The organism is Sporosarcina sp. FSL W7-1349, from assembly GCF_038003045.1.
Lineage (GTDB): Bacteria > Bacillota > Bacilli > Bacillales_A > Planococcaceae > Sporosarcina.
In genome coordinates this window covers 507,586-524,287 of sequence record NZ_JBBOOK010000001.1, presented here as the reverse complement: position 1 = coordinate 524,287, position 16,702 = coordinate 507,586, and the positions used below count along the sequence as shown (strand labels likewise).

General features: G+C 47.4%; 16 protein-coding genes. 3 read left to right on the top strand and 13 right to left on the bottom strand.

Features of this window, described 5'->3' with window-relative positions; translation table 11 throughout:
- Positions 1-65: 65 nt before the first annotated feature.
- Complete coding sequence (locus tag MKY41_RS02555) at positions 66-1,424, bottom strand: sodium-dependent transporter (RefSeq protein WP_340743556.1); 1,359 nt, start codon at positions 1,422-1,424, stop codon at positions 66-68.
- 313 nt (positions 1,425-1,737) lie between these two features.
- Here MKY41_RS02555 and MKY41_RS02550 point away from each other — a divergent pair, with 313 nt between their 5' ends.
- Positions 1,738-2,223: an Lrp/AsnC family transcriptional regulator gene (locus MKY41_RS02550; protein ID WP_340743555.1), complete on the top strand. Its 486-nt coding sequence runs from the start codon at positions 1,738-1,740 to the stop codon at positions 2,221-2,223.
- A 98-nt stretch (positions 2,224-2,321) separates the two neighbouring features.
- A complete protein-coding gene (locus MKY41_RS02545) occupies positions 2,322-3,299 on the top strand; it encodes a 4-hydroxy-3-methylbut-2-enyl diphosphate reductase (protein WP_340743554.1) in 978 nt (325 codons plus the stop codon).
- Between the two features lie 69 nt (positions 3,300-3,368).
- Here the strand turns inward: MKY41_RS02545 and MKY41_RS02540 are convergent, their stop codons facing one another.
- The 9 genes from MKY41_RS02540 to MKY41_RS02500 form a co-directional block, all read right to left on the bottom strand.
- Positions 3,369-4,487, bottom strand: a complete 1,119-nt coding sequence (locus tag MKY41_RS02540) for a Nif3-like dinuclear metal center hexameric protein (protein WP_340743553.1) — start codon at positions 4,485-4,487, stop codon at positions 3,369-3,371.
- On the bottom strand, positions 4,484-5,182 hold the full coding sequence (locus MKY41_RS02535; RefSeq protein ID WP_340743552.1) for a tRNA (adenine(22)-N(1))-methyltransferase: 699 nt from the start codon (positions 5,180-5,182) through the stop codon (positions 4,484-4,486). The genes MKY41_RS02540 and MKY41_RS02535 overlap by 4 nt, the downstream gene beginning before the upstream one ends.
- A gap of 181 nt (positions 5,183-5,363) precedes the next feature.
- Positions 5,364-5,738, bottom strand: coding sequence for a cytochrome c550 (gene cccA / locus MKY41_RS02530; RefSeq protein WP_340743551.1), 375 nt, complete (start codon positions 5,736-5,738; stop codon positions 5,364-5,366).
- A 568-nt stretch (positions 5,739-6,306) separates the two neighbouring features.
- Positions 6,307-7,443, bottom strand: coding sequence for an acyl-CoA dehydrogenase family protein (locus MKY41_RS02525; protein WP_340743550.1), 1,137 nt, complete (start codon positions 7,441-7,443; stop codon positions 6,307-6,309).
- A 97-nt stretch (positions 7,444-7,540) separates the two neighbouring features.
- Positions 7,541-8,080 carry a hypothetical protein gene (locus MKY41_RS02520; RefSeq protein WP_340743549.1) on the bottom strand — a complete coding sequence of 180 codons (540 nt, stop codon included), beginning with the start codon at positions 8,078-8,080 and terminating at the stop codon, positions 7,541-7,543.
- Positions 8,081-8,213: 133 nt separating this feature from the next.
- Entirely contained in the window at positions 8,214-9,338 is a 1,125-nt protein-coding gene (rpoD, locus tag MKY41_RS02515; RefSeq protein ID WP_340743548.1) for an RNA polymerase sigma factor RpoD, read from the bottom strand.
- 15 nt (positions 9,339-9,353) lie between these two features.
- On the bottom strand, positions 9,354-11,186 hold the full coding sequence (gene dnaG / locus MKY41_RS02510) for a DNA primase (RefSeq protein ID WP_340743547.1): 1,833 nt from the start codon (positions 11,184-11,186) through the stop codon (positions 9,354-9,356).
- Between the two features lie 205 nt (positions 11,187-11,391).
- On the bottom strand, positions 11,392-12,204 hold the full coding sequence (locus MKY41_RS02505) for a pyruvate, water dikinase regulatory protein (protein ID WP_340743546.1): 813 nt from the start codon (positions 12,202-12,204) through the stop codon (positions 11,392-11,394).
- 10 nt (positions 12,205-12,214) lie between these two features.
- Positions 12,215-12,844: a helix-turn-helix transcriptional regulator gene (locus MKY41_RS02500; protein ID WP_340743545.1), complete on the bottom strand. Its 630-nt coding sequence runs from the start codon at positions 12,842-12,844 to the stop codon at positions 12,215-12,217.
- 317 nt (positions 12,845-13,161) lie between these two features.
- On the opposite strand from MKY41_RS02500, the gene MKY41_RS02495 reads away from it, so the two are divergent.
- Entirely contained in the window at positions 13,162-14,541 is a 1,380-nt protein-coding gene (locus MKY41_RS02495) for a glycine--tRNA ligase (protein WP_340743544.1), read from the top strand.
- Between the two features lie 22 nt (positions 14,542-14,563).
- Here the strand turns inward: MKY41_RS02495 and recO are convergent, their stop codons facing one another.
- From recO to MKY41_RS02480, 3 genes are read right to left on the bottom strand one after another with little or no spacing between them, the layout of a single operon-like run.
- On the bottom strand, positions 14,564-15,349 hold the full coding sequence (gene recO / locus MKY41_RS02490) for a DNA repair protein RecO (protein WP_340743543.1): 786 nt from the start codon (positions 15,347-15,349) through the stop codon (positions 14,564-14,566).
- 29 nt (positions 15,350-15,378) lie between these two features.
- Positions 15,379-16,293 carry a GTPase Era gene (gene era, locus MKY41_RS02485; protein WP_340743542.1) on the bottom strand — a complete coding sequence of 305 codons (915 nt, stop codon included), beginning with the start codon at positions 16,291-16,293 and terminating at the stop codon, positions 15,379-15,381.
- Positions 16,268-16,687, bottom strand: coding sequence for a cytidine deaminase (locus tag MKY41_RS02480; protein WP_340743541.1), 420 nt, complete (start codon positions 16,685-16,687; stop codon positions 16,268-16,270). Before MKY41_RS02480 ends, era begins: the two co-directional genes overlap by 26 nt.
- Between the last annotated feature and the right edge of the window lie 15 nt (positions 16,688-16,702).

Here is a 16,702-nt window from a genome sequence, read left to right as displayed (position 1 = left end):
GATTCCTCAACGTGCCATATTATTTTATTCAACCCCGGAAGGTCATATGAAGTGCCCGGCTGCCATCAGTTCTTCAAAAAGTTCAGCAACCCGAGAACATCTGCGAATACGATGATGATTGCAATCGGTGCTAGATAACGCAGCAATAGGAACCATGCGGAAAACAGCTTCCTGCCAATGTTGGAGCCCGATTTCAACTCCTCATAGAGCCTTTCCTTCGGCATTTTCAGCGGTACGAAAATGGCGATCAGCAATGCGCCGAGTGGCATAAGGATGTTGCTGACCAGGAAGTCGAATGCGTCAAAGATGATCTTGCCAAATATGGTCAAATCGGAAAGCACTCCGTAAGACAATGCGGACGGCACGCCGACGATAAAGATCCCCGCTCCGATCAGCCATGCGTATTTCTTCCGTTTTGCCTCGTCCCCTTTTGCAGTCGCTGCCACGATGATCTCAAGCATCGAAAATGCTGAAGTCAATGCGGCGAACAAGAACAGGATAAGAAAAGCCAGGAAGAACAGGATCCCAAACGGAAGCTGACCGAAGATGGTCGGCAACACATTGAACAAGAGAGTCGGGCCTGCGTCCGGCTCCAGCCCGAATGCAAACACTGCTGGGAAAATAACCAACCCGGCCAGCACAGCTACGAGCAAGTTCATAAGAACGATTGATATTGCGGATTGCGGCAGACTCTCCTTCTTGGAGAGATAGGAACTATACGTCACCATGACCGAAACCCCGATGCTGAGAGCGAAGAATGACTGGCCCATCGCGAATAGAATCGTTTCAGAAGTAACATTCCCGAAGTCCGGCTTCAAGAAGAAGCTCACCCCTGCCATGGCCCCATCCAATGTGAACGAGCGGATCGCCAGGATGATGAATAGGATGAACAAGGCGGGCATCATATATTTGCTTGCTTTCTCAATCCCGCTCGTAACCCCTTTTGCGATGACGAATGTCGTCATAACCATGAAAATAAGTTGTGCACCGACACTGATATAAGGGTCGGAAACGATGCCCCCAAACAACTCACCGTACTCGGCTTGTGACAAACCGCTCAAACCGCCGGTCGCTGCTTTGAAGATATAAATGAGGACCCAGCCGCCTACCACGCTATAGAACGATAGGAGGATGAAACATGTAACGATTCCAAGCCTACCGATTAAATGCCAAGATGATCCCGGTGCGATTTCTTTATAAGAGTCAATAGCGTCCTTCTGCGTACTCCGACCGATGACAAACTCAGCCATCAATAGGGGTAGACCTAGCAATAATGTGAAAAGCAGGAAAATCATTAAAAACGCGCCGCCGCCGCTAGTACCGGCAACGTACGGGAACTTCCAGATTGCCCCCAAACCAATAGCGGAGCCTGCCGCCGCCAAGATAAAGCCTAACTTAGATGTCCATTGATCAGTTGTGTTCATTATACAAATCTCCATTTCCCAACCTTCGCCATAAACGGAAAACAACCGTTTCAGCAAATACTGAAATCGCTTACATTTAATTCCAAATACATAATCAGATAACAAGGCATAATCATTTTACATGGTACTAACCAGCATTTCAATTCATTTTACATATAGAATTTGCACAGCTCCTTCAAATTATCAATCAAATATGCGTTTTCCCCTTTGATTTAATAATAGAATAGTATAGAATTAAAGTGAATATCAAAAAATATGCGTTTTCAAAAGAAGACCATACTTTTGAATAGGATTCACATTTTTCCCCTTCAATTTGAAAGAGGTGTTGGGATTGGATGAATTAGACATCAAACTGTTGGAATTACTGCAAATGAACAGCCGCGTCACAATCAGTGAGTTATCCAAGCAATTGGTACTCAGCCGACCGAGTGTTTCTGAACGGCTCCAACGATTACAAGAAAGAGGCATTATTGAAGAGTTCACTGCACGGGTCTCCTTACCCGCGGTCGGCTTGGACATCCTGTTGTTCATTCAGGTGAGTGAACTGAAAAGGACGCCGCATGAGTTCGAAGAAATTATGAAAAATGAAAACGCTGTCATCGAGTGTCATCGGGTCACAGGTACGACAAACTATGTTCTTAAGGCAGCGGTTTCCAACATGTCCAGCATGAGTCTGCTGATTGACCGATTGATTCCATACGGGTCTTTGACGACTTCCATCGTCTTATCATCCCCTATCCCCTATCGGGTCATTCAGCCTGAAAAGGGGAATGCGGCAGCCGAAAACGTAAAGTCTTAGAACAAACAGAGCATAGCGTAGTTCAGGTCGGCAACCTTTGAATATCAGCCGAAACTCAGGTATAATGGTGGGCAGGTCCTATCAGAGGAGTGAATCGAGTGAAAGTGTTGAAGATTTCCCCGAGAGGGTATTGTTACGGTGTAGTGGATGCTATGGTGATCGCGAGAAATGCGGCACTTGACAAGACACTGCCAAGACCCATCTATATTTTGGGAATGATTGTTCATAATAAACACGTGACGGATGCCTTTGAACAAGATGGCATCATTACATTAGATGGGGAGAACCGTTTGGAGATTCTTGAGAAAGTGGAATCCGGAACGGTCATTTTCACGGCGCATGGCGTGTCCCCGGAAGTGCGCGAGTTGGCAAAACGAAAAGGGCTTGTCGCGATTGACGCCACCTGCCCTGATGTGACAAGCACGCATGATCTGATTGAAGAGAAGACGGCAGAAGGATACGATATCATCTATATCGGGAAGAAATATCATCCCGAGCCGGAAGGAGCCATCGGAGTTGCCCCGCACGCAGTGCATCTCGTTGAATCGATGAAAGACATCGAGCAGCTAACAATTGAAAATGACAAACTCCTAGTCACGAACCAGACTACGATGAGTCAGTGGGACGTTGCTCACCTCATGGAAGCATTGCAAGAGAAATTCCCACATATTGAAGCGCATAAAGAAATTTGCCTTGCAACCCAAGTGCGTCAGGAAGCAGTGGCGGAGCAAGCGGGCGAGGCGGATCTCCTGTTGGTGGTTGGCGACCCGAAAAGCAATAACTCCAATCGATTGACACAAGTGTCCGTCGAAATCGCCAATACCCCTTCCTACCGCATATCGGATGTATCTGAAATCGAAATCAGCTGGCTGAAAGGTGTGGAAACGGTCGCCGTCACGGCGGGTGCATCCACCCCGACATTGATTGTCCGCGAAGTGATCGGTTTCCTGGAAGCATTCGACCCGGAAGATCCGGCCACTCATGTACCGGAGCGGAAATTCCAATTGGAAAGAATCCTTCCGAAGATTAAAAATCCGACACCTGTCAAACGGATCGAACCATACGCAACATCATAATATAGCCAAAAAACCGGCATTCCTTCTGAGGAGGCCGGTTTTTTTCATTTATTACGGGAAAGCCTTGATTCAAATGAACCGAAATGGCTCCGTACTAATTCGGGATTGGAGGAATTCTACTGCATAACCTGCTTGTTCGCAGGCAGCCCGCATATATTCCGCGACTCCCTCGATCATCACTTTCTCGACATTATGCCCCGGGTCCACTACTGCCAAGCCCATCGACTCTGCATCATGGGCCACATGGTAATACAGATCGCCGGTCACCAGAGCATCGGCCCCTTTCCGCTTGGCTGCATAGATGTATTTGTTTCCATCCCCACCAAGCACCGCAACCTTTTCAATCTTTTTATCCAGTTCGCCAACGAAACGAACCATCGGCACTTGCAAAGAAGCTTTAACATGTTGGGTAAATTGCTCCAAGCTCATCGGTTGCTGTAATTTTCCGACCCGGCCCAAGCCGTATTCATTCGTCCGCTGATCAAGCACGAAAAAATCATATGCCGGCTCTTCATATGGATGGGCTGCCAGCATCGCCTTCAATACTTTCGTCCGTAGCGGTCCGGGCATGACGACCTCGATGCGCTGTTCTTCCACTTCTTCGCCTTTGCCGACTTCCCCAATGAAAGGATCCGCCCCTTCCGCTGGAGTGAACCGGCCAATCCCCATCGAAGTGAAACTGCATCCGGCATAATCACCGATTGCTCCAGCCCCCGCCTGTGCCAAAGCTTCTCGTAGTTTATCCGCATGGCTATCGGGGCAAAATACGGCTAGTTTATAAAGCGGATCGGAAATCGTCGGCTCCATCACTTCTGTACCAACCAAGCCCAGTTTTGAAGCGAGCATATCATTCACCCCGCCAGGAGCGACATCCAAATTCGTATGCGCTGCATAGACCGAAACGTCATGTTTAATACATTTTTCTATCATCCGGCCTTGAGGAGTGTCCGTCCAAATCGTTTTAACAGGTCGGAACAGCGGCGGATGATGCGCAATGATCAAATTGGCCCCTTGTTCGATCGCTTCATCCACCACTTGTTCATTCACATCCAAAGTGACCAAAACTTTTTGGACAAGCCGGTTCAGTTGGCCGATATGCAGCCCGACCGGATCGCCTTCCATCGCAAACCGTTTGGGTGACCATGTTTCAAATAGCGTAATAATCTCATATCCATTCACTTGTTTCATGTCGACAACACCTTTCCGATCAGTTCAATCTGTCTTTTCAATTGAGCTTTTTTGGATTGGATCGACTCTGTCTCTTCTGCGGATTCCAGAGATTGGAGCACCCGTGTCCACTCTTGAACTTCACGTGTCCATTTCTCGATGAAGGCTTCCGGCTTCTTCTTTAGCAGAAAGGGCCCGACCAATAGTTCCGTTTCATCGTAGGAAGCGTTCCCTCTATCCAAAACAAGGACTTCGTAAATCTTCCCATCTTCTTTTACGATTGCTTCGTCTACAATGAACCAACCATTGGCAACCGCCCACTCCCGGATCACTTTCGCATTGATGTTCGGCTGGGCGACGATTCGGCGGACTGTCGAAAGTGCTTCCAACCCTTTTTCCAATATGGAAACGATAAGTGGCCCGCCCATGCCGGCTATGGTGATGACGTCGACTCCATCCTCTTCACGGACAGCGGACAGCCCGTCCGCCATCCGGACCGTGATCGCCTCGGTCAATCCCTCCCGCTGAACGTTCCGGACAGCCGATTCATAAGGGCCCTTTACCACTTCCCCTGCAATCGCCTTCTTCACTTTACCCGACTTGACCAAAAAACAAGGCAGATACGCATGATCGCTGCCTATATCGGCAATGAACGCCCCATCTGGTACAAAAGAGGCGACAGATGCCAGTCGATCCGACAATTGTTCCGTGTTCAATAAACCTCCACCTTTCACAGTCCTGATTGTACGTTACCGCTGCTGAAAAAACAAAAGAGAAGGACGGAATGAAAGTGCTTCAAACCGACCAAATTCCCTGAAAGAATGTTTCACTCGGATAATAGAAAAAACCGTCAGGCAGCAGAGAGTTTCTGCGTACTGACAGCTTTTCCATGGGTCATTATTGAAGTGATAAAATATAGTCCGCCATTACTTCAGCATCTGCACCTGGCACTGTATTTGGAGGCATTGCGCCTTTCCCGTTATGAAGGACATCTACGATATCTTCTTTAGGTAGATCCAAACCGACTAGGGAAGGTGCAGCACCGCCCATACCACCTGTCAAGTCTCCACCGTGACAGCCGATACATTTCTGTTGTGCGACAGCTTCCGCGTCAAAGTCCTCCGTGGTTGCCACTTCTTCCGTTCCTTCGCCTTCTTCGTTCTGTTTCGCGATTTCCTCTTTTTGGTCAAGTCCGTAGAGTGACATGAAGAAAATAAGACCGAGTCCTAGCGCAAAAATCAGAAAATAAGGTACTACTGGATTTTTACTCATCGAATTAATTACCCTCCTTTAACAGGATCTATTTCTGTACTGGATACAGTTCACAACTATTATTGTACTGTATCCGACAGAAAACTGAAAGTGTTATCGATCATCTTTTCTCCCTTTGTGACAAATTCGACAAATTTTTTTATATAGGAGTCTGCTTAAAAAATTATGTAATGAAAGAAAAATCTGTTTGGGTGCCGGTCAAACAATTTACGGCGATGCCCCATTTCAGGGGAATCATAATTTTCCAGTAAAGGAATAGGAAGTCCTGAAATCCTATTTTTTCATTTGAATGAAATAACATCTTACAGTATACGCATTTATCTGACTTTTCAAGAGTTAATCGAGAATGTTGGTCATGATCCAGTCGTATCGTTCTTCTTCCCCCTGCAAAAGGTATTGCTGATCAAGACCAACGCCCTGGCAATCAGTCCCATTTCACGAAGAATTTCTTTTATCAATACCTACTTCCTAAAAATAATGGTATAGGACATAATAACAGGCTGGACAGGGGCAAGTCGCCTTATCTGTCCAGCCTGTATACTATTGAAACAGTAGTCATGCCTGTGAGTTAGCCGATTAATCTTGAGATGACCATGCGCTGGACCTCGGAAGTTCCTTCACCAATCTCCAGCAATTTTGCATCACGCATGAATCGTTCGACTTCATATTCTTTCATATAGCCGTATCCGCCATGGATTTGAATCGCTTGATCCGCAACTTCCATCGCAATTTCCGATGCGTACAATTTACACATCGCCGCTTCTTTGGAAAATGGTCGGCCTTGGTCTTTCAACCATGATGCTTTATACACCATATTCCGCGCCAGTTCGATCTTTAATGCCATATCTGCCAGTTTGAATTGCGTTACTTGGAACTCGGACAAAGCTTTACCGAATTGTTTCCGTTCCTTCGCGTAGCTTTTCGCCTTTTCGAAAGCGGCTTGAGCGATTCCGACAGCCATCGCCCCGATTCCGATTCGTCCTCCATCCAACGTGACGAGGAATTGATGGAATCCTTTTCCGCGTTCTCCTAGCAAGTTTTCTTGCGGTACTCTTACATTTTCAAGGAATAGTTCTGTTGTATTGGAAGCGTTTAAGCCCATTTTTTCATAGTTATCCAGCACCGTGAAACCTTCCGCATCCGTCGGAACGATGATTGCGCTGATTTCTTTCTTATTGCCTTCCATACCTGTGATGGCAGTCAAAGCCAGATGTTTTGCGTAGCTGGCATTCGTAATGAATGCCTTCGATCCGTTGATGACAAAATCATTCCCATCTTCCTTGGCGGTCGTCTGCGTCCCCCCCGCATCCGATCCTGCATTCGGTTCAGTCAATCCGAATGCTCCGAAAGATTCACCTGTACAAATCGGTGTTAAATACTTCTGTTTTTGCTCATGTGTCCCGAAAAGATTCAAAGGAGCCCCGCCCAAAGAGATATGGGCTGAATAGGTGATTCCTGTAGAAGCACACGCTCGGCTTAGTTCCTCCGTGACAATGGCAAAACTGATTGTGTCCGCTCCTGCTCCCCCATATTCTTCAGGAAACGGCAATCCCATGATCCCCATATCAGCCAACTGTTTGAAGATTTCCACAGGAAACTCCTTTGTACGGTCGCGCTCAATCGCCCCAGGTGCAACGACCTCATCCGCAAATTCGCGGATCGTGTTCTTAATCATTTGTTGTTCTTGTGTCAAATCGAAATTCAATTTCTTCATCCCCTTTGTGAACATTGTAACGCTTACATTTTGATTATACCTAATTTGTTACGACTTTCACAGAGTTATTTGAAAGATTGTGAGTTTTTTAATAGGTTATGAGAAGAAACCCTATGATTAACAGCAATCCAACACTGCCAGAGATTGTGAAATATAATAGTTTCAGCAGTTTTCCCGCATACAGCCAAAGCACACAATTCAACATAAGCAGACCGATCAGTAACATTGTCTGCCCTTCAAAGAAGAGCAACCATAATTTCAGTGACATCATTAGTAAGAGAAATGAGGAAACTATGTATAAAAACGGCGCCAACTTGGAAATTCGAAAAGTCGATAATAAAAACAGCAATGTGACACCCGCTGCCGATGATAGGGTTACGACGGGGTACCTGGCGAAGATAAACATGCTGCTGCCCGCCAGTAATCCTACCAACAGGATGAGAACAAGTTTCCTAGTAAAACTCTTCTTCTCCTTCACTAAGACAGCATCGGGAACTTTTCCCTCCTGAACTTCTTCTCCTTGAGCATATAACGTGATTAAAAAATCACAGTAATGCTCGGGCAATAATTTATTTTGCTTCCAATACTTGATTTCCGAAATGATTATTTTTTTCCGTTGCACACTCATTGAACATCCCCCCTTATTCAAGAAAAAAGCGCCGGGCGTCCGAAGCTTGGCCGGAAACGTCCCTGGCTTGGCACTTAAAATTTGTTAAGCAACAATAAAGTGCATCGGCACAGGAGGCCGATGCACTTCAATTTCATTCCAGGAAATCTTTCAAGCGTTTGCTCCGGGAAGGATGTCTAAGCTTGCGCAGTGCTTTCGCTTCGATTTGGCGAATCCGCTCGCGCGTGACGCCGAACACCTTGCCCACTTCCTCGAGCGTCCGGGTTCTGCCATCATCGAGGCCGAAGCGGAGGCGCAATACATTCTCCTCCCGGTCAGTCAGTGTATCGAGGACATCTTCCAATTGCTCTTTCAGCAACTCATACGCAGCATGGTCGGAAGGTGATTGCGCTTCGGAGTCTTCGATGAAATCGCCAAGATGGGAATCATCTTCCTCCCCGATTGGCGTTTCAAGGGAAACCGGTTCTTGAGCAATCTTCAGAATCTCACGTACTTTTTCAGCTGTAAGATCCATTTCCTCTCCGATTTCCTCCGGTGTCGGTTCGCGCCCTAGGTCTTGCAGTAATTGCCGTTGAACACGAATCAATTTATTGATCGTCTCCACCATATGGACCGGAATACGAATCGTCCGCGCCTGATCTGCGATCGCCCGTGTGATAGCCTGGCGGATCCACCATGTCGCATACGTACTGAATTTAAAACCTTTCGTATGGTCGAATTTCTCCACCGCTTTGATGAGGCCCATATTCCCTTCCTGAATCAAGTCCAGGAAAAGCATCCCACGCCCGACATACCGTTTCGCGATACTGACGACGAGACGTAGATTCGCTTCAGCGAGACGTTTTTTCGCCTCTTCGTCCCCTTCCTTGATCCGGATGGCCAATTCCACTTCTTCTGCTCCAGTCAAAAGGTTGACACGGCCGATTTCTTTCAAGTACATACGGACGGGATCGTTAATTTTAACTCCCGGCGGAACACTTAGATCATTCAAGTCGAATTGTGTGTCTTCGGCACCGGCTTTCCCGTCCCCTTCGACGGCATCCTCGTCTTCTTTGCCATCCAATTCGATCCCTTGCGCCTCGATTTGATCCAGGAATTCCTCGAACTGTTCCGGTTCCATTTCGAAGGCGGATAATTTTTCAGTCACCTCGTCAAGTGTCAGCTCTCCGGATTTCTTTCCGTTTTCCAACAACTGGGCTTTCACTTCTTCGATTGTCATTTCAGTTTCCATTTCGCCGGATTGTTCTTTATTGTTCATTACTACCCGTCCTCCTTAGTCCACCGGAATCCGGCCATGTGCCGATAATGATTTCCGGAGCTGAATGATTTCTCTGGCCAACTCAAGTGCCCGGCCATGATCCTTTAATTTTTCAGCTGTTTTAGATTCATTTAATTTATCTTCAATCGAGAGCTTGATACGCTGTTGGACCAAATGCTGTATGCAGTCCTCGATTTCTTCTTCTTTATAATCCGGATCCCTTTCCACCATCGCCGCTTCCAAGACGACCTTCCGCAAGTCACGGTCTTCCAATGATTCAGAGAATCTGTGGAAATCAGGGTTTCCGTGTTGTTCATAAAATCCGGCCAATCGGATGAAAATCACTTGATAGGCATCTTGGATGAACAGCTCGGGAAATTCATCCCGGACCCGGTCAAATAAGACTCCGTCATTCAGAAGATGACAAAGCAATAAGCGTTCCGCCCGATCAGTGGCCGTCAGGCTTTTGCCATTTTCCAACTTTGGCGGAGGGCCGGACTCCTGAACTTTTTTGGCTGCACTAGCCTGTCTTCCGTTCAACTTTGTGAACTGCTGGCCGAGCGCCTCCATGGAAACACCGGTCTCTGTCGACAGCTGTCTCATATAGAGATCCCGTTCCACAGGAGATGGCCGACTCACAAGTTCGCTCAGAACTTCGTGAATATATTGAAGCATGTCATTCTCAAAGGTGAGATTCTTCGACCTTTTTGCGAAGGCCATGATAAAAGACATATACGATTGCGGATTGCCAATCACCTTTTCAATGAATGCTTGCCCGCCATGCTGTGAAATATAATCATCCGGATCAAAATTTGTTGGAAGCAATGCAATTTCGACATTCATCCCTTTTGCCTGTAAACTATCGGCAAACCGTTTCGCTGCAGTCCAGCCCGCATCGTCCCCATCACAGCAGACAAGGACCTCTTTTGCTATCCTTTTCAATTTGACGATATGGGCATCGGACAATGCCGTTCCCATGACAGCCACACTGTTGGAAACGCCAATCCGTTCAGCGGATAAAGTATCCATAAATCCTTCAAATACTATTACTTTACCCGATTTCCGAACATTAAGACGTGCATTGTGAAAATTGTACAATAATCTGCTCTTTTCGAAGATAGGGGTTTCGGGGCTATTGAGGTATTTCGCGACTTGTTTGTCAGATGTAAGTGTCCTTCCCGAAAAAGCGACAACATTTCCATTATCGTCACGAAGCGGGAACATGATACGTCCTCTAAACCTGTCAAAATAGCCTGTCCCATCGTCTTTCATAATACACAGCCCGGCACGTTCCATCTCTTTCATGTCAAAGGCTTTTCGTTTTAGCAGTTCGGACAACGCTTCAGGATTATCCAACGCCCAGCCGATACCGTATTTTTCAATATCCTCCCTTGAAAAACCTCTTTTTTCGAGATATTCAAGTGCAACTTCCCCTTCTACCGTATTCAGTAATAGATGACTATAGAAGGAAGCTGCCAACGAATGGGCCTCCATCATCTGCCGTTGTTCATCCGATTGTCTGGTGGAAGGGTTCCTGTCTGAAACAGCAGGCCCCGAATCAATCTCAACACCAGTCCGTTCGGCCAACTTCAATACTGCTTCGGTGAATGGGCTATTTTCAATGTCCATTACGAATGTGATGGCATTTCCACTTGCTCCACATCCGAAACAGTGGAACAGCTGCTTCTCTTCTGAAACGGAAAATGATGGTGTGCTCTCTCCATGGAATGGACATAGACCAAACCAGTTCTTCCCTCTTTTGGTCAGTTGGACATATTCGCCGATCAAGTCTACGATATCAGTCTTTGTCCGAACCGTCTCAATCGTTTCTTCTGGGATTCTAGTCATACTATCATCCTTTTCCATTCTACCTACTTGAATTCTGTATCTCTTTCAAAAATCCTTTGTTTTCGACAAAGTTTTTTCATTTCCACTCCGAAACTCTTATTTTACACTATTTCAATTAAAAAATCCCGCAACCCGCTCCATTATATTTAGATTTTCTCCGTAAAAGAAGAACCTACCCCACCCGGGCGGTCCTTCTTTTTTCTTGTTATCCTTGCTTGGCAATTTCACTTAAAATGACGTTGGCCGTTTCTTCCACAGCCCGGTTCGTCACATCGATGACTTTACAGCCGAGCTTCGCAACAACATCCCGGAAATACCGGATCTCTTGTTCTATCCGTTCCAGCCGCGCATAGTTTGCATCATCTTTCAATCCGAGGGCAATCAACCTCTCCCTACGGATGGAATTCAATTTTTCGGGTGTCGTCACGAGTCCGAAACATTTTTCGGGACTAATTTTGAATAGCTCTGCGGGAGGCTCCACTTCAGGCACCAGCGGGACATTCGCTACTTTGAACCGTTTATGCGCCAAATACTGCGAAAGAGGCGTCTTGGAAGTCCTGGAAACTCCGACCAGTACAATGTCCGCCTGCAGAATTCCCCGAGGATCCCGACCGTCATCATATTTCACTGCGAACTCAATTGCTTCAATCTTCTTGAAATAGTCTTCATCCAATTGACGGACAAGGCCCGGCTCTTCCAATGGCTGCTCACCAAGCTCCTCGCCGATGCGATCGACGACGGGGCCGAGCAAGTCGATGCAACAGATCCCGGATGTTTCACACTCTTTTTTCAACATTTTACGCATCCTGCTTTTCACTAATGTATAGATAATGATCGCTTTCTGCTCTCTTGCCAAATAAACGATTTCTGCCAGCTGTGTTTCATCCTCCACGTGGGAGAAGCGCTTCATGGAAACTGCTTCCAACCCTTGGCTGAACTGGCTCGCTGCCGCCTTCGCCACTAGATCGGCAGTTTCCCCGACCGAATCGGAAATGATAAATAATGTTAGCTTTCTCATAGTATCCACCTCATAATTCGTGGTCCTCCGCAAGAGATAGGAAGGCTGCAGTAATGTTTGTTTTCGTGATCCTGCCGACGACTTCGAGTCCCTCCTCTTTCTCTATCACTACCGGAAGGGAATCAATCTGCTGATCTATCATCTTTTGTGCAGCATATAGGAGCGTATCTTGCTTTTTACAGTATGTAATATTAGGCATCCTCGTCATGATGACATGGACGGGAATTTTTTCGAGTTCGTTATTGCCTAAGCTAGTACGCAATAAATCCTTTCTGGAGAGGACCCCCGACAGATTGGATGATTTATCAATTACGAATAAGGTTCCGACGTCCTCTAGGAACATTTGGCATATGGCATCATAGACGGAGACTGTATCTGCAACGACAACGGGAATCGATTGGAAGTCGCCGACCTTCATGCCGATCATGCTATCCGCTACCGATTGGACAGTTTTCTTTCCGGAATAGAAATAGCCGACCCGGGGCCTTGCGTCCAAATAACCCGCCATCGTCAAAATTGCCAAATCAGGACGGATGGTGGCTCTCACCAAGTTCAATCGTTCCGCAATTTGCTCGCCGGTGATCGGACCATCCATCTTGACGATCTCCAGGATTTCCGTCTGGCGTTTATTCAGTTCCATTGCAATCACCGTCCTAACCGATCTATTCTTCCCTCGATTATTATATACGATGTGTACGACTATTGCTAAGAAATGATAACCATGCTACACTGAAAAAGAATTCAATAGGCGCAGAAGGGTCTATAAGTAATGTCACCAGCAGCGAACGGGGAGAGTGAAAGCCCGTAAGGACATGAAACGGCAACCTGGAGCCAATGTAATTTTTTAAAGTGGGCTGGTTTTCCAGCCAAACGGGGTGGAACCGCGGGTCATCATGCACTCGTCCCCGGACGTAATTGTCCGGGGATGGGTGCTTATTTTAATTGGAGGGATTTTACATGATGTCAATGGAACAAGTAGTCAATCTAGCGAAGCAAAGGGGATTTGTCTTCCCAGGATCGGAAATCTACGGCGGACTGGCCAATACATGGGATTATGGTCCGCTCGGCATTGAATTGAAAAATAATATCAAACGGGCTTGGTGGAAAAAGTTCATCCAGGAATCCCCGTACAATGTCGGGCTTGATGCGGCTATCCTTATGAATTCCAAAGTTTGGGAAGCATCCGGCCACGTCGGCAATTTCAATGACCCGATGATCGATTGCAAAAAATGTAAAACACGCCACCGTGCAGATAAGTTGATCGAGAATGCCTTGGATGCAAAAGGGTTGGAAGTCGTTGTCGACGGCCTGCCGTTTGAAAAGATGGAAGAATTGATCAAGGAACATGACGTAGTCTGCCCAAGCTGCGGTGCAATGGATTACACGGAAATTCGCCAGTTCAATCTGATGTTCAAAACTTCGCAAGGGGTGACAGATTCTTCCGCGAACCAAATCTTCCTTCGCCCAGAAACGGCACAAGGGATCTTCGTCAATTTTAAAAATGTCCAACGGTCGATGAGAAAGAAATTGCCGTTCGGGATTGCACAGATTGGAAAAAGCTTCCGAAATGAAATCACGCCAGGTAACTTCACATTCCGTACACGTGAATTTGAACAAATGGAATTGGAATTCTTCTGCAAGCCGGGCGAAGATATGCAATGGTACGAATACTGGCGCGACTATTCCAAACAGTTCTTGTTGAACCTTGGCATGCGCGAAGATAATATGCGCCTGCGTGAGCATAACGAAGATGAGCTCTCCCACTATTCAAAAGGAACTGTCGATATCGAATACAAATTCCCATTCGGCTGGGGTGAACTATGGGGCATCGCCAATCGGACGGATTTCGACTTGAACCGCCATATGGAATACTCGGGCGAAGATTTCAACTATCAAGATCCGGTCACGAACGAAAAATTTGTCCCGTATTGTATTGAACCATCCCTTGGTGCGGACCGCGTTACGTTGGCATTCCTTTGCGATGCGTATGACGAGGAAGAACTGGAAGGCGACGATAAGCGTACTGTGCTCCGTTTCCACCCTGCCCTGGCACCGGTCAAAGCGGCAGTCCTGCCTTTGTCCAAGAAGCTTGCAGAGAGCGCTGAGTCAGTATATGCTGAACTATCCAAGCACTTCACTGTCCAGTACGACGATTCCCAATCGATCGGTAGAAGATATCGCCGTCAAGATGAAATCGGGACGCCTTTCTGCATCACGTATGACTTTGATTCGGAAGAGGATCGCCAAGTGACCGTCCGTCACCGCGACTCGATGGAACAAGTCCGGATGCCGATTGAAGAAGTACAGGCTTACATCGAAAAACATCTACAGTTTTAATAAAAAGAACCGGAGGAAATGGCTACTCGCCTGTTTCCTCCGGTTCTTCCTTTTTCGGCAACAACTCCGGCGTCGACTCGAGCTGATCCAAAAACGCCCTCGATTTGAGCCGGATGCCCACTTGTTCATCATAAATGGTGCGGACAATCTTTTTCATGAATTGCTTTGTCGGTTTCTTCAACGTCAGATTCCCTAACCGGTTGATCGGCACGGTGTAAAAGGTTCGGATCAATCGCAATTGTGTCGGTGTCAAACGGATCAAATAGCGATCGACAGCGAAGCAGCGATGGCATAGAAAGCCGATTTGCTGGAAGGAAAACGCAAATTCCCCTTCCGTCGCCCCGCAATTGGCGCATTGATGCAAAACCGGGTGGATTCCTGCCACGGGAAGCATCTTCCATTCAACAAAGAGGGAGATGGCTTCCGGATCGTATTGTTCATTGATGGCGTGGAGCGCCTCCGACAGCAAGCCATAGACTCCTGCCACCTTCTCCTGGTCCTCCGTCAACCGGTCGATCAGCTCAACGATATAACTCGCATAAGCCGTCGCTTCCAAGTCCTCCCGGATGAAGCGCATCGAGTTGATCGGCTCCCCTTGCTCCAAGGTGCCCATTCCCCTGCCCGTCCGGATGAGAAATGAGCACTCCATGAATGGCTGAGTAATTCCCGCGAGACGGCTGGCGGGCTTTTTCGCCCCTCTGGCCATCGCAGTCAGCTTCCCCGCCTCCCGGGTGAATACGGTCACGATCTTGTTCGATTCGCCGTACGGAATGCTGCGAAGGACGATGCCTTCCCATTTATTCAACAAGGCGATCCCCCCTTTCGGCTGCGGCTCGCTTAGTACTCGTCTTCCTTGAAGCCGAACTCCCGCAACTGCCCCGGTTTGTTCCGCCAATCTTTCTGGACTTTCACCCACAACTCCAGAAAGACTTTTGACCCGAGCAGCATTTCAATATCATGCCTTGCCTTTGTGCCGATTTCTTTTAATAAAGCCCCCCGCTTCCCGATGACGATTCCTTTTTGAGAGTCGCGGTCGACGACGATTGTCGCATTGATATTGACAATTTCCCGCTCTTTTTCCCGTTCGATTTTTTCGATGACGACAGCAATCGAGTGTGGAATTTCCTCGCGAGTCAGGTGGAGCACCTTTTCCCGGATCAACTCGGAAATGATGAAGCGTTCCGGGTGGTCGGTCACTTGATCGTCCGGGTAATATTTAGGCCCTTCCGGCATATAGGAAGTCAATGTCTCGAGGAGCCGTTCCACGTTGTTGCCATTCATAGCGGAAATCGGGACAATTTCCGCAAAGTCGTATTCTTCGGTATAGGAAGTGATGATCGTCAACAGCTCATCTGGATGGACAAGGTCGATTTTATTGATGACGAGAAAGACCGGTGTCTCCGTCTTCTCCAACAATTCAATAATGAAGCGGTCCCCCCGTCCGATCGGCTCATCCGCATTCACCATGAACAGGATGACATCGACTTCTTTCAGTGTGTTGCGGGCCGTCTTCATCATAAAGTCACCGAGCTTATGCTTCGGTTTATGGATGCCCGGCGTGTCGATGAAAACGAGCTGGGAATGATCCGATGTCACGACCCCTTGCACTTTATTCCGCGTTGTTTGGGGCTTGTCGCTCATGATGGCGATCTTCTGTCCTACGACGCGGTTCAAGAATGTCGATTTCCCGACGTTTGGACGGCCAATGATGGAAATGAATCCCGATTTAAACTTCTGAATCTCTTGCTGCATATGATAAATCCTCCTTGGAAAAAGCACCGGGCAATAGCTCCGCTACGGTCTTTTCCTTGATGTTCCCTTGCAGGTTTGCCAAATAGACCGGCATGGAGCCGCTACAAAACTCGGCAATCACTTGCCGGCATGCTCCGCATGGCGTAATTGGTCCTTCCGTATCGCCGATTACGGCAAGCGCCTTGAAAGCGTAGATTCCTTCCGACACCGCTTTGAACAAAGCAGTCCGCTCGGCGCAATTTGTCATGCTGAAGGCTGAATTCTCGATGTTGCAACCGTGGTAAACCGTTCCGTCCTCTGTCAATAGTGCTGCCCCTACAGGAAATTTCGAATAGGGAACATATGCCTTTTCCCGCGCTTTTTTCGATTCTTCTACCAATTTTCCGATATCCATGCTTCCACCCCACTT